The sequence below is a fragment of the Mesorhizobium sp. WSM3224 genome (assembly GCF_000427725.1).
Lineage (GTDB): Bacteria > Pseudomonadota > Alphaproteobacteria > Rhizobiales > Rhizobiaceae > Mesorhizobium.
In genome coordinates this window covers 185,582-199,541 of record NZ_ATYO01000004.1, presented here as the reverse complement: position 1 = coordinate 199,541, position 13,960 = coordinate 185,582, and the positions used below count along the sequence as shown (strand labels likewise).

Sequence of the window (13,960 nt, the reverse complement as noted above, 5' to 3'; positions counted from 1 at the left end):
CCAGAAAAATTGCGTCAAATGGATGGTCACTCGGCTGCTGCCTTGGCCTTGCCGTTGCGTTCGGAAGAATTGCCTTCCAGCGTGTCGATCAGCCGCTTGTGGATGGTGGCGGTGCGCGTCGGGCTGTCGATCTTCTGGCCGGTGAGGTCCGTGACGTAGAACGTGTCGATAACCTTCTCGCCGAAGGTCGTGATGTGCGCCGATGCGATGTCGAGCGAAAGGTCGGACAGCGTTCCGGTGATCTCGGAGAGCAGCCCCGGCCGGTCGAGGCCCTCGACCTCGACCACCGAAAAGCGGTTCGACAGCGTGTTGCGGATTTCGGCGCGCGGCTGGATTTTGAACACCTTGGACCCGCGCCTCGGCTTGGTGCGCTTCTCGATCATCTCGGGCAGCCAGCTCTTGCCGGAGAGCACATCCTCGATCAGCCGGCCGACCCGCTCGGCACGCCGCCGCTCATCCTCGTCGAGGTCGAATTCCCTGGAGATCAGGATGGAGTCCAGCGCCCGTCCGTCCGAGGTGGTGAAGATCTGCGCGTCGACGATGTTGCCGCCGGCCCCAGCGCAGGCGCCTGCAATGATCGAAAGCAGGCGCGGATGGTCCGGCGCCAGCACGGTGATCTCGGTCACCGCCTCGAACTCATGCGTCTTGACCATGGTGGCGAGCTTCTTGTCCGCCGCATCCGCCTCGCGGATGAATTCGGCATGGCGAAGCTGGTCGGACAGGTCGACCGTCAAAAGGTAATTCTCATAATGCTGCGCGACATAACGCTTGCGCTCCTTGGCCGGCCAGGCCGAGAGCGCCTCGGCCAGCCGTTCGCGCGCAGCAGCCGTACGCTCGGCGCGCGAGACTTCGGAGAAGCCGCCGGTGAGCAGCAGTTCGGTCTCGAAGTAGAGCGTGCGCAGCAACTGTCCCTTCCAGCCGTTCCACACGCCGGGTCCGACCCCCCTGATGTCGCAGACGGTCAGGATCAAAAGCAGCTTCAGCCGCTCGACCGACTGCACGATCGAGGCAAAATCCTCGATCGTCTTGCGGTCGTTGAGGTCGCGCGTCTGCGCCGTCATCGACATCACGAGATGGTTCTCGACCAGCCAGGCCACCGTTTCGGTGTCGGCCGGCGACAGCCCCATATGCGGACAGATGCGCCGGGCAATGCGTGCGCCGGCCTCCGAATGGTCTTCCGGCCGGCCCTTGGCGATATCGTGCAGCAGCACCGCCACATAGAGCGCCTCGCGGCTTTTCTTCAGCCCCGGCATCAGCGTATGCGAAAGCGGATGCACTTTTTCGCCGTCGCCGCGCTCGATCTCGGCCAGCACGCCAATGCAGCGGATCAAATGCTCGTCCACCGTATAGTGGTGGTACATCGAGAACTGCATCATGGCGACGATCTTGCCGAAGTCGGGGATCAGCCGGCCGAGCAGCCCGGCCTCGTTCATGCGTCTCAGGTTCAGCTCGGCATTGCGGTCCGAGGTCAATATGTCGAGGAACAGCCGGTTGGCCTCCTCGTCGCGCCGGAGCGACTTGTTGACCAGGCCGAGCGAGCGGGTGAGCAGCTTCAGCGCGTCGGGATGGAACTCCAGCCCATGCTTGTCGGCGAACCAGAAGAGCCTGAGCAGGTTGACCGGATCGCGCTCGAACACGCTGTCGTCGGCGATGTTGATGCGGTGATTGTCGACGATGAAATCGGAGGTGCCGGCAAGCTTGCGCTTGCGGCGCGAGAAAGTGAGGAAGATGCGGTTGAAGCCCGGCACATGCTTGGCCTGCTCTTCCTCGAGCGCCGCGCAGAAGATGCGGGTGAGATCGCCGACATCCTTGGCGACGAGGAAATAGTGCTTCATGAAGCGCTCGACCGCCGACAGGCCGGGATGCGTCGTGTAACCAAGCCGCTCGGCGATCTCGCGCTGGATGTCGAAGTGCAGCCGCTCTTCCGCCTTGCCGGTGAGGAAATGCATGTGGCAGCGCACTGCCCACAGGAAGTCCTCGGCCTTGTGGAATTCGCGGTACTCGGCCTCGGTGAAGACGCCCTTCTCGACCAGTTCCTCGCCGGTGCGCACGCGATAGAAATATTTGCCGATCCAGAACAGCGTCTGCAGGTCGCGCAGGCCGCCCTTGCCGTCCTTGACGTTGGGTTCGACCAGATAGCGGCTTTCGCCTGCCTTGGCGTGACGATCGTCGCGCTCGGCAAGCTTGGCCTGCACATATTCCGGCCCGGTCGTGCGCACCACCTCATGGTCGAAGCGGGTGAGCAGCTCGTCATAGAGCTTGTGCTCTCCCCACAGGAAGCGCGCCTCGAGGATCGACGTGCGGATGGTGATGTCGCTGCGCGACAGCCTGAGGCACTCCTCGATGTTGCGGGTCGCGTGGCCGACCTTCAGCCCCATGTCCCACAGCATGTAGAGCATGTATTCGACGATCTGCTCGCCCCATGGCGTCTGCTTGTAGGGCAGCAGGAACAGGAGATCGATGTCGGAGCCCGGCGCCAGCGTGCCGCGGCCGTAGCCGCCGACCGCCACCACCGCCATGCGCTCGGCGGTCGAACGGTTCTTGACGCGGTACACATGGGTGGCGGCGAAATCATAGAGCGCCTGGATCAGCTCATCCATCAGATGCGAGAGCCGCTCGGCGCAGGCATTGCCGCCGCCATCCTGCCTGAGCATGGTTTCGGCGGTCTTCCGGCCATCCGCCATCCTGCCCTTGAGCAGCTGGAGGACGGCCGTGCGCGCGGCCTTGCTGGAGCCGTCGCCCGCGCTCGCCGCCGTCAGCGCTGTCAAGTCGCGGCGCAGCGCGTCGCCATCGATGATTTCGTCGAGTTTGAGGGAGATCTTTGCCATTCGGCGGCGTCTATAGCGCGTTTTCCGCGCGCTGTGTATGGGGCTGGTGGCCGCGTTCCAACGGCCGGCGATGGATGCCGTGCGCAGCCGAAAGGCGAAAGCTCCAAAAATCCAAACCACCCCTTGACCTTCCAGTTACTGGAAGGACTACCTCCGCCTCAAGTTCGAAATTCAGAGGCCTGGCCATGACCCATTCCGACCATCATCACCATCATGCGCACGGCGGAGCCTGCTGCTCCGCCAAGGATACCGCGCCTGCCGCCGAAGCGGTGATTCGCGATCCTGTCTGCGGCATGACGGTCGATCCGGCGGCCGGCAAGCCGACGGCCGAGCATGGCGGCCGAACGTTCCATTTCTGCAGCGATCGCTGCCGGACGAAATTTGTGGCCGGGCCGGAAGCGTATCTCTCCGCCACCGATCCCGTCTGCGGCATGAGCGTCGATCGGGCGAGCGCCAGGCACTTTCTGCGCCATGAAGGGCAGGGTTTCTATTTCTGCTCCGCTGGCTGCAAGGCCAAGTTCGAGGCGGAGCCGGCAAAGTACCTTGCCGGCCGGCCCGAGCCGCAGCCGATGCCGAAGGGCACGCAATACACCTGCCCGATGCATCCCGAGATCATCCGCGACAAGCCCGGTTCCTGCCCGATCTGCGGCATGGCGCTGGAGCCGATGGGCGTCCCGACAGGCGACGAAGGCCCTAACCCCGAGCTCGTCGATTTCACGCGCCGGTTCTGGGTCAGCGCGGCGCTCTCCATGCCGCTCCTGATCATCGCCATGGCGCCGATGCTAGGCTTCAGCTTCGAAAGCCTCATCGACGGCCGGACGAAGACGTGGATAGAGCTGGCGCTGGCAAGCCCGGTGGTGCTGTGGGCGGCGTTTCCGTTCTTCCACCGCGGCTGGGAATCGATCCTCAACCGCAGCCCCAATATGTGGACGCTGATTTCGCTGGGCGTCGGTGCCGCCTACCTCTTCAGCCTCGTCGCGGCCCTGTTTCCGGATGTCTTCCCGCATCAGTTCCGCGGCCATGACGGCACGGTGCCTGTCTATTTCGAGGCCGCCGCCGTCATCGTTGCCCTGGTCCTCCTCGGCCAGGTGCTGGAGCTGCGCGCCCGTGAGCGCACCGGCTCGGCCATTCGCGCCTTGCTCGACCTTGCGCCGAAGACAGCGCGGCTGATCGGCGCCGACGGCTCCGAGAAGGACGTGCCGCTCGACAGCGTCCAGACCGGCGATCGCTTGCGCATCCGCCCCGGCGATGCGGTGCCGGTCGACGGCATCGTGCTGGAGGGACGCTCGGCGATCGACGAATCGATGATCACCGGCGAACCGCTGCCGGTCGAAAAGACGCAAGGCGACGCGCTTACCGGCGGCACGCTCAACAAGAACGGTTCGCTGGTCATGCGCGCCGAGAAAGTCGGCGCCGAGACCACGCTCTCGCGCATCGTCGAGCTGGTCGCCAAGGCGCAGCGCTCGCGCGCGCCGATCCAGGGGCTCGCCGACCGCGTGTCCTTCTATTTCGTTCCGGCCGTCGTTCTGGTCGCCGTCCTGGCCTTCATCGCCTGGGCGGCCCTCGGTCCCGAGCCGAGCCTGATCTTCGCCATCGTCTCGGCGGTGTCGGTGTTGATCATCGCCTGTCCCTGCGCGCTCGGCCTCGCGACGCCGATGTCGATCATGACGGCGACGGGGCGCGGCGCGCTCGCCGGCGTGCTGATCAAGGAAGCCGCGGCGCTGGAGCGCTTTGCCTCCGTCGACACGCTGATCGTCGACAAGACCGGCACGCTGACCGAGGGCAGGCCGCGGCTTACCGATGTCGTCGCGGCCGGGGGCATCGATGAGAATGAGCTGCTGGGCCTTGCCGCGGCGCTCGAAAAGGGATCGGAGCATCCGCTGGCCGAGGCGATCGTCGAGGGCGCTGCCGGGCGCGGCCTGAAGCTGGCCGATGCTGTCGATTTTGAGGCGGTCACCGGCAAGGGCGTTTCGGGCACCGTTTCGGGCAGGAAGGTCGCGCTCGGCAATGCGGCGATGATGACGGACCTCGGCGTCGAAACCTCGGCGGCCAATGCCGGGGCGCTGCAGGCCGACGGCAAGACGGCCATGTTCGTGGCCGTCGACGGCAGGTTCGCCGGCATCGTCGCCGTCGCCGATCCCGTAAAGGCAACGACGGCCGAGGCGATCAAGGCGCTGCACGACAAGGGCCTGCGCATCATCATGGCAACAGGCGACAACGAGCGCACCGCAAGGGCCATTGCCGGCAGGCTCGGCATCGACGAGGTGCGCGCTGGCCTGCTGCCCGACGGCAAGAGCGCGCTGGTGGAAGAACTGCGCGGCAAGGGCGCCGCCGTCGCGATGGCCGGCGACGGCGTCAACGACGCGCCGGCGCTTGCCAGCGCCGATGTCGGCATCGCCATGGGCACCGGCGCCGATGTCGCCGTCGAAAGCGCCGGCATCACGCTGGTCAAGGGCGACCTCAACGGCATCGTCAGGGCCCGCACGCTCGCCCAGGCGACGATAGGCAATATCCGCCAGAACCTGTTCTTCGCCTTCCTCTACAACGTACTCGGCGTGCCGGTCGCGGCCGGCGTGCTTTATCCGCTCACCGGCATGCTTTTGTCGCCGATGCTCGCGGCGGCGGCGATGAGCCTGTCGTCGGTGTCGGTCATCGCCAATGCTTTGCGGCTGAGGACGTTGAAACTCTGAGCGAAGCCCCCAGATACGCTATCCAACGGAAGGAGATCCTGAATGACTTTGGCCAAGAAAATCGTGCTGCTCTTGATGGCCGCCGGAATGCTGCTTGCCGTCTTCCTCGAAAGCGTGCCGGCCTCATCGGAAGAGATGAAGCACGACATGTCCAAAATGGCGATGGGCGCACAGAGTCCTGCTGTCGCCGGCTACAAGAAGGCGATGAAAAAGATGCACAAGCAGATGATGATCAAATACACCGGCAATGCCGATGTCGACTTCGTCCGCGGCATGATCCCGCATCATCAGGGCGCCATCGACATGGCCAAGGTTGTGATCGGCAACGGCAAGGACCCGGAAATCCGCAAGCTCGCCGAAGGCGTCGTCACGGCCCAGGAAGCCGAGATCAAACAGATGCAGGACTGGCTCGCCAAGCACCCCGTGAAGTAACCCTCCCGCAAATCCGGACGGCCAGGAGACTTCGGTCTGGATTTCCAACCGGGGCTATGCTGCGATCCGGCTTCACGCGGAGAAAACCATGCCGTCATCAGTGAGAACCTTGAAGCTGCCGTCCGGCGAAGCCGTTCCGGTGCTGGGTCAAGGCACCTGGAAGATGGGCGAGGACCGGCGCCGCCGCGCCGATGAGGTCGCGGCGCTGAAGCTGGGCCTCGACCTCGGCATCACGCTGATCGACACCGCCGAAATGTATGCCAGCGGCGGGGCCGAGGAAGTGGTGGCCGAGGCCATCGCCGGGCGCCGCGACGAAACCTTCCTGGTCTCCAAGGTGCTGCCCTCAAACGCCACGCGCGCCGGCGTGAAGCGCGCCTGCGAGAACAGCCTGAAACGGCTCGCGACCGATCGCATCGATCTCTATCTGCTGCATTGGCCGGGCAGCATACCGCTGTCTGAGACCGTGGAGGCTTTCGAGGCGCTGAAGGCCGAAGGCAAGATCCGCCACTGGGGCGTCAGCAATTTCGACACCGACGAGATGGAGGAACTGGTCGGCTTGGCCGGTGGCGGCAACGTCCAGACCAACCAGGTGCTCTACAATCTGTCGCGCCGCGGCCTCGAATTCGACCTTGCGCCGTGGAGCAGGCAGCACCGCATTCCACTGATGGCTTATTCGCCTGTCGAGCAGGGCGCGCTGGCCCGCAATGCCCGGCTCGAGGCGGTCGCCGCCCGCCACAACGCCACGGCGGCGCAGATCGCGCTTGCCTGGGTCATGGCGCAGGATGGCGTCATCGCCATCCCGAAGGCCGGCCGCCAGGAGCACGTGCGCCAGAACGCCGCCGCGCTCGATATCGCTCTGACGGCGGAAGACCTTGCCGATCTCGACCGCGCCTTCCCGCCGCCGACGCGCAAGCGCGGCCTGGAGATCATCTAGCCGAAAACCTCACGTCGGAATGTGCGGTTTAAAGAGAGCGAGCATTGGAACGAGTTTCAGACGGATCTTTTCACGCGACCTACAAAATCGGCGACATCAAGGTCACTTCGCTGCGCGATGGCTATGTCGACATGCCGGTCCGGCGACTGCGCCAGCCGGGAGACAAGCCCTTCGGCGACGATCTCCCGTCGCAGGTACCGCTTTTCGACGGTGCACTCAGATTGTCGGTCAATGCCTTTGCCGTCGACGACGGCCACGAAATCACGCTGATCGATTCGGGATCCTCGAACGCCTGGCACCCGACGATGGGCTTTCTGCCGCAGGCGCTGAGCGAAGCGCGGATCGCCGTCGATCGGATACGCACGGTCGCTTTCACCCACACGCATCTCGACCATATCCACGGGCTCATCCTTCCGGACGGTCGCGACGGTTTCCCGCGGCTCTCCTCCTTGCTTGTCCCTCGAGCCGAGCTCGGCATGTTCCGGTCGGAAGCGAGGTTGAGGCGCTTCCATGATCGAGCGCAGCCTTTGGACCCGGGGCAACGCTTGAGCGCGCATATCGAGGCGGTTGCGGCGCCGGGTCATGAAATCGGCCATACATGCTTTCGTGTCACGAGCGGCGGCGAAACATTGTTGGTCTGGGGCGACCTCGTGCATGCGCCGTCGCTTCAGTTCGAGCGGCCGGAGGTCGCATGGGAATTCGACGCCGACCAGGACCAGGCGCGGGCAACCCGGCTGCGCATTTTGGCGCTTGCCGCGGACAACGCTTATTGCGTTGCCGGAGCGCATCTCGATTCACCGGGCGTCGGCCGGGTTTCCCGAGCCCAAACAGGCTTCCGCTTCGAACCTCTGTAGGAACCGGGGCTACGTCTTGGCCGGCAGCCCAAGCCGCAGCCGCAGTCGCCGCAATGCCCTTGAAAACACATCGAGGTCATTGGCGGCGCGGGCAAGCGTGAGTGCGCCCTGAATGGCGGCGACGGCTTCCTCGGCCAGTTCGCTGGCCTCGCCCGGCCGGTGCCCGGACCGCTCCAGCGCACCGGCAAGATGCACGACCCAGCGGCCGAAATAGCTTCTGATCTGATCGGCGAAGAGATCGCGCGATTCGTCCAGCGCGAAGGCGCCGATCAGGCAAACGCGCCGCCCCGAGCGGAAGTAGCTGTCCGTCGCCTCGATCATGTGTTCGATCCCACCCCGCGGATCGGGGCTGTCGCGCAGGGGTGCAAAGACATTGTCCTCAAACCAGCCGTCGATATGGGCAATGACGGCCCTTGCCATCTCTTCCTTGCCGCCGGGAAAGAAGTGGTAGAGGCTTCCTTTGCCGAGCCTCGTCGCTGCGCCGATCAAGGCCAGGCTGGCGCCTTCATAGCCATGCTCGCGGAAGACTTCGGCCACGATCGCCAGCAGGTCCGCGCGTTCTGGCGCGATGCGCCGCACCGGCCCTAGAGCCCGAGTTCCGAAAGGCCGGGGTGGTCGTCCGGCCGGCGGCCGAGCGGCCAATGATATTTCCGCTCGCTCTCGATGATCGGCAGGTCGTTGATGCTCGCCACGCGACGGCGCATCAGCCCGGCTTCGTCGAACTCCCAGTTCTCGTTGCCGTAGGAGCGGAACCAGTGGCCGCTGTCGTCGCGCCATTCATAGGCGAAGCGCACCGCGATGCGGTTGTCGTTCCAGGTCCACACCTCCTTGATCAGGCGATAGTCGAGCTCGCGCGCCCATTTGCGCTTGAGGAAGGCGACGATCTCGCCGCGGCCGGAGACGAACTCGGCCCGGTTCCGCCAGACGCTGTCCTCGGTATAGGCAAGCGAAACCCGTTCCGGGTCGCGGCTGTTCCAGGCATCCTCCGCGAGCCGCGCCTTTTGCGCTGCCGTTTCGGCCGTGAAGGGCGGCAATGGCGGACGGCTCATGAGATCTCCTGTCGGTTTCGATCACTGGTAACCGACATTGTACCAATCGGTACAGTGAGTCAACACAGCTTTCCGGACGCCTCAGGCGGCCGGACTCATTGAATCTCGGTTTTCAGCCTTTCAAAGGCATCCCGGACATATCCTGCCAGCGGATGCCTGGCCTGTTGCTGCTGCCATGTTTCTACGGCCAGGCGCAACGCCACGACCGCCACCAGGGAGACCAGCCGCAGACTGTTGCGTGCCTGGTCCGGCCGCAACTCGCATAAGCCGTCGAAGATGGCTTGCTCGAGCTGCAGGTAGCCCGCATGCGTGCGTGAGCGCAGCGTCTTGCTCTCCCGCATGATCTTGGCGGTCACCATCATTTCTGATCCCTGGACACTGCCGACAAGATTGAGCAATGCGCCTCGGGCGATGTCGATCGCCGATCCGGTTGGTGACTCGGCAAGGATCATGGCTTTGACCATGCTCGCGTAGTTGCCCAGAGACGCCAGCAGAACCTCGTCCTTGCTCTTGAAATAGTGGAAGAACGTCCGGCGCGAGATGCCGGCGGCTGCAGCTATCTCGTCAAGCGTGGTCGCGTCGTAGCCATTGGCCAGGAAAGCGTTCAGGCCGGCTTCGGCGATGCGGTGGGACGTTTCTCGCCGCTTCCGCTCGCGCAGGCCCTCTGGTTTTGGCGCATCGGTCATGGAGCGTTCCTGTCATGAACGTTCCTCAAATGCGACAAGAAATTTGGTGCACATTCCAAGCTCGTCGTCACGCCCTGCCATAATGGCGCCGTCAATTTATTGCACTGAGTGCAAATATTGACGCTCCCCAACACGCCCCCGCAGGGCGCATCCGGACAGAGGCGTCCATGGCAGTTCGCTTGCGTTCCCGTCGCGAGGCTCACATCGATCGTGGCCCGGTCGATCCGCGCGCGTGCCGCGCGGATCACCGCATAATTTGGCCGTTTGTGCTGGTCCTGAGCATGCTCGCTGTCGGCTGCGCGTCCGCGCCCCTGGATCAGGTGGGCTCACTGCAATCCTATGACGAATTGAAGCCGTCGGACGGTTTGTTGGCCCGCTCACTAATGCGAGTGAGCAAGGACGACGTGCTTGCTGCAAAAACGGTTCGGATCGTTCCAACGGGTTTTTCGCAGCCCGCCGCCGGAAAATCGACATTGACGCCGGCCCAGCGCGGCCTGATCACGAATGCCGTCGACAGGACGCTCTGCTCCGGCCTGAGCCGGCGTTTTCAAGTGGTCGCCCTGACCGAGCCGGCCGACCTGACGATCCACGCGATGGTAACGCGTGTGGCGCCGACGAATGCGCTGGCTGCAGGCGTTTCGAAAGTCGCGTCCACGGCGGTTTCCGTCGCGCTGCCCGAAATGCGCGTTCCGGTTCCGCGCCTGCCGATCGGATTGGGCAGCCTGTCACTTGAAGCCGAAGCGATCGGTGACAACGGCAAGCAGGCGGCGGCCATGATCTGGGGACGTGGCGCGAACGCCCTGCTGGATTCCGGCCGGGTCGCCCGAGAGGGCGACGCCTACGACCTGGCGGCGAAGTTCGGCCACGATTTCAGCAAGCTCCTGGTCACCGGCAAGACGCCGTTCGGCAAGCTGCCGTCGCTGCCGACCAGGGCGGAGCTGCGCGCCATGGTCGGCGGCGGGCCCAAATACCCGGCCTGCAAGGCATTCGGCAAATCACCCGGACTGGTCGGTTTCCTCGGCGATCGGATGGGAATGCCGCCGGCGTGGACCGACAAGGGAGCCGCGCTGCGCAACGACTGAAGGCGATGACGCAAATGCAGGAGAAGTCCCCGATGCCGCTTTCCGCGACGGCTTTTCAACAGGGCAGAAGGATGCGCTTCCTTTGGCTGGTTGCCCCCCTCGTCCTGGCGCCGGCCCTGCTTGCGGAAAGCGGGTGGCCGCAAGGCAGCACCTCTCGCGAAATATTGGAATTTCTCGGTGCCGTGCTGATCCTCATCTGTATCGGCGGTCGTTGCTGGGCAACGCTGTATGTTGGCGGACGCAAGAACCGTGAACTCGTCACAACCGGCCCCTATGCCTATACGCGCAACCCCCTCTATTTCTTCTCGGCCCTTGGACTGGCTGGCGTCGGGCTGACATTCGGGTCGCTGATCCTTTCGGCGTTTCTCTTTGCCTTCACCTATCTGGTCTTTTCCTATGTCGCGACGCGCGAAGCGATCGCGTTGGACGCGATCTTTGGCGAGGCCTATTGGTGCTATTGTCGAAGCGTGCCGGCCTTCTTTCCCCGTCTGCGGCGCGATCGCGACGACGTCCTGGGTCCGTCTCCCGTCACGTTCGACCCGGTGGCGCTGAGGCGGACCGCCATCGACAGCTCTTACTTCCTTGTGGCGATACTGGCGGTCGAATTGCTCGGCTGGCTCCAGTCGGCAAGGCTGGTGACGCCTATGTTCCGATTGTTTTGATTACCGGCCTGCCAATCCCTTCAGCCGATAAAGCGCCTCCAGCGCCTCGCGGGGCGTCATCTCGTCTGGATTGATGGCGCCCAGCGCTTCGCCCAGCGCATCGTTTGTCGCCGGCTTCGGCGCTTCGCGCTTCACCGCTACCGAAAACAGCGGCAGGTCGTCGACCAGGCGGTTGGTCTTGCCGGAAACCTCGCCTTCCTCCAGCTGGTGCAGCACTTCCTTGGCGCGGGCGACCACCGCTTCGGGCAGGCCGGCCAGCCGCGCCACCTGAACGCCGTAGGACCGGTCGGCCGCACCCTTGCCGACCTCGTGCAGGAAGACGACATCGCTTTCCCACTCCTTGACCCGCATGGTGACGTTGTGGAGCCGCGGCAATTTGCCGGCCAGCGCCGTCATCTCGTGGAAATGGGTGGCGAAGATCGCCCGGCAGCGGTTCTTCTCATGCAGATATTCGACCGCCGCCCAGGCGATCGACAAGCCGTCGAAAGTGGCGGTGCCGCGGCCGATCTCGTCGAGGATCACCAGCGCCCGCTCGCCCGCCTGGTTGAGGATCGCCGCCGTTTCGACCATCTCGACCATGAAGGTCGAGCGGCCGCGCGCGAGGTCATCCGAGGCGCCGACGCGTGAGAACAGGCGGTCGACGACGCCGATATGGGCGCTTTGCGCCGGCACGAAGGAGCCGGTTTGGGCGAGGATGGCGATCAGCGCGTTTTGCCTGAGGAAAGTCGATTTACCGCCCATATTGGGGCCGGTGAGCAGCCAGATCGCGCCGGCCTTGGCTCCGCCTTCGGGCGACAGGTCGCAATCATTGGCGACAAACGGGCCTTCGCCGGAACGCCTGAGCGCCTGTTCGACCACCGGGTGGCGACCGCCGGCAATCTCGAAGGCGAGGCTGGAATCCACCAGCGGCCGGCACCAGCCCTCGCTTTCGGAAAGCAACGCCAGCGCGGATGAAACATCCAGAACCGCAAGCGCCTCGGCGCCGGCACGGATCCGCTCGGCCTCGCTTACGACCTCAGCCGTGAGCCGGTCGAAGGCGGCGAGCTCGATGCCGAGCGCCTTGTCGGCGGCATTGGCGATCTTGGATTCCAGCTCCGCCAGTTCGGTCGTCGTAAAGCGCATGGCGTTGGCCATGGTCTGGCGATGGATGAAGCGCGCCTTAGCGGCGTCGCCGCCGGTCATGATCGAGTGATGGTTGGCGGTAACCTCGATGTAATAGCCGAGCACGTTGTTGTGCCGGATCTTCAGCGAGCGGATGCCGGTTTCCTCGATCAGCGAGCGCTCCAGCCCGGCGATCACTTTTCGCGACTCGTCGCGCAGCGCCCGCATCTCGTCGAGCTCGCCATGATAGCCGCTGCGCACGAAGCCGCCGTCGCGCTTGATCAGCGGCAGCTCGTCGTCGAGGGCGTCGCCGAGGTGACGGGCAAGCGCCTCGGGCAAGGCATTGATCGCGGCAAGCGCGGCGGCCAGCTCGGCGGGCAGGGCGGCCGCCGCGAACAATTCGGCGATCGCGCCTGCGGCCTCGAAGCCGGCGCGCAGCGCGCCCAGATCGCGCGGCCCGCCGCGGTTGAGCGCCAGCCTGGACAGCGCCCTCGGCATGTCGGCGACGCTTTTGAGGTTCGCCCGCAAGCCCTGGCAGAGCCGTGTCTCGGAGCGGAAGAACGATACCGAATCCAGTCTGGCCGCGATTGCCGCCGGGTCTGTCAGCGGCGCCATCAGCCGGTCGGCGAGCATGCGCGCGCCGCCGCCGGTCACGGTGCGGTCGATCGCCTTGAACAGCGAGCCGTCGCGGCTGCCGGACAAGGTGCGCAGCAATTCCAGATTGGCGCGCGTCGCCGGATCGATAAACAGCGTCGAGCCCTGCTCCTCGCGCTCGGGGCGCGACAAAGGCGGGCGCTCCGCTTTCTGTGTCTTCTCGACATAGGCAATAGTGCCGGAGATCGCCGACAGCTCGGCGCGCGAAAACGTGCCGAAACTGTCCGGTGTCGCCACCTCGAAGAAGCGCGCGATGCGGCTTGTGGCCGAAGCCGAATCGAACAGGGAAGGCGGCTGCGGGTTGGCGACCCGGCCCAGCACGTCGAAGACCGGTCTCAGATCCGGGTCGTGGAACACCGGCTCGGCGACGATCAGCTCGCGCGGGTCGACGCGGAAGATGTCGGCAAGCAACCGCTCGGCGCTCGTCTCGGCAACGCGGAACGCGCCGGTCGAAATATCGATCCAGGCCAGTGCGAAGCTCGCCTGGCTGGTTGCCGCGCCGCCACCCTTCACGCGGCCGAGTGCCATCAGGAAACTCGATTCCGAAGGCGCAAGCAGCTTGTCCTCGGTGATGGTGCCGGGTGTGACCAACCGCACCACGTCGCGCCGCACCACCGATTTGGAGCCGCGTTTCTTGGCTTCGGCCGGGTCCTCGATCTGTTCGCAGACGGCGACGCGAAAGCCTTGCGCGATCAGCTTCTGCAGATAGTCGTCCGCCGCATGCACCGGCACGCCGCACATCGGGATGTCGTGGCCCTGATGCTTGCCGCGCTTGGTCAAAACGATGCCCAGCGCCTGGCTCGCCTTCTCCGCGTCGTCGAAGAACAGCTCGTAGAAATCGCCCATGCGGTAGAACAGAAGCGAATCCGGGTTCGCCGCCTTGATCTCGATGAATTGCTCCATCATCGGCGTCACGCCGCCCGTGGCAGGCGCCGCGGTCGTCTCCGGGACGTCGGTATCTGTCGGCATATGCATGTTCATGCCCGAA

11 protein-coding genes are annotated in these 13,960 nt (G+C 64.9%); 6 read left to right on the top strand and 5 right to left on the bottom strand.

Translation table 11 applies throughout. From position 1 onward, the window contains the following. Nucleotides 1-26: 26 nt before the first annotated feature. Entirely contained in the window at nucleotides 27-2,828 is a 2,802-nt protein-coding gene (locus YU3_RS0109775; protein ID WP_027166065.1) for a [protein-PII] uridylyltransferase, read from the bottom strand. Between the two features lie 185 nt (nucleotides 2,829-3,013). Between YU3_RS0109775 and YU3_RS0109770 the strand changes: the two genes are divergently transcribed. The 4 genes from YU3_RS0109770 (at nucleotide 3,014) to YU3_RS0109755 (ending at nucleotide 7,738) form a co-directional block, all read left to right on the top strand. After that, nucleotides 3,014-5,518: a heavy metal translocating P-type ATPase gene (locus YU3_RS0109770; RefSeq protein WP_027166064.1), complete on the top strand. Its 2,505-nt coding sequence runs from the start codon at nucleotides 3,014-3,016 to the stop codon at nucleotides 5,516-5,518. A 42-nt stretch (nucleotides 5,519-5,560) separates the two neighbouring features. Continuing rightward, complete coding sequence (locus YU3_RS0109765; RefSeq protein WP_027166063.1) at nucleotides 5,561-5,950, top strand: DUF305 domain-containing protein; 390 nt, start codon at nucleotides 5,561-5,563, stop codon at nucleotides 5,948-5,950. A gap of 88 nt (nucleotides 5,951-6,038) precedes the next feature. Next, nucleotides 6,039-6,884: an aldo/keto reductase gene (locus tag YU3_RS0109760; protein WP_027166062.1), complete on the top strand. Its 846-nt coding sequence runs from the start codon at nucleotides 6,039-6,041 to the stop codon at nucleotides 6,882-6,884. A 44-nt stretch (nucleotides 6,885-6,928) separates the two neighbouring features. Further along, a complete protein-coding gene (locus YU3_RS0109755) occupies nucleotides 6,929-7,738 on the top strand; it encodes an MBL fold metallo-hydrolase (protein ID WP_027166061.1) in 810 nt (269 codons plus the stop codon). A 9-nt stretch (nucleotides 7,739-7,747) separates the two neighbouring features. Here YU3_RS0109755 and YU3_RS0109750 read toward each other — a convergent pair whose 3' ends face one another. The 3 genes from YU3_RS0109750 to YU3_RS0109740 all read right to left on the bottom strand — a co-directional run bounded on the left by YU3_RS0109750 (nucleotide 7,748) and on the right by YU3_RS0109740 (nucleotide 9,473). Then, nucleotides 7,748-8,317 (bottom strand): TetR/AcrR family transcriptional regulator, encoded by a 570-nt coding sequence (locus YU3_RS0109750; protein WP_027166060.1) that lies wholly within the window; start codon nucleotides 8,315-8,317, stop codon nucleotides 7,748-7,750. 5 nt (nucleotides 8,318-8,322) lie between these two features. Next, nucleotides 8,323-8,787: a nuclear transport factor 2 family protein gene (locus YU3_RS0109745; RefSeq protein WP_027166059.1), complete on the bottom strand. Its 465-nt coding sequence runs from the start codon at nucleotides 8,785-8,787 to the stop codon at nucleotides 8,323-8,325. 95 nt (nucleotides 8,788-8,882) lie between these two features. Further along, nucleotides 8,883-9,473, bottom strand: coding sequence for a helix-turn-helix domain-containing protein (locus YU3_RS0109740; protein ID WP_027166058.1), 591 nt, complete (start codon nucleotides 9,471-9,473; stop codon nucleotides 8,883-8,885). A gap of 167 nt (nucleotides 9,474-9,640) precedes the next feature. Here YU3_RS0109740 and YU3_RS0109735 point away from each other — a divergent pair, with 167 nt between their 5' ends. Then, the gene (locus YU3_RS0109735) at nucleotides 9,641-10,555 is read left to right on the top strand and encodes a DUF3313 domain-containing protein (RefSeq protein ID WP_051333902.1); all 915 of its coding nucleotides are present in this window, start codon (nucleotides 9,641-9,643) and stop codon (nucleotides 10,553-10,555) included. Between the two features lie 32 nt (nucleotides 10,556-10,587). Next, nucleotides 10,588-11,217 carry an isoprenylcysteine carboxylmethyltransferase family protein gene (locus YU3_RS0109730; protein WP_198021652.1) on the top strand — a complete coding sequence of 210 codons (630 nt, stop codon included), beginning with the start codon at nucleotides 10,588-10,590 and terminating at the stop codon, nucleotides 11,215-11,217. Here YU3_RS0109730 and mutS read toward each other — a convergent pair whose 3' ends face one another. Continuing rightward, a complete protein-coding gene (gene mutS, locus YU3_RS0109725) occupies nucleotides 11,218-13,953 on the bottom strand; it encodes a DNA mismatch repair protein MutS (protein WP_027166055.1) in 2,736 nt (911 codons plus the stop codon). Nucleotides 13,954-13,960: the final 7 nt, after the last annotated feature.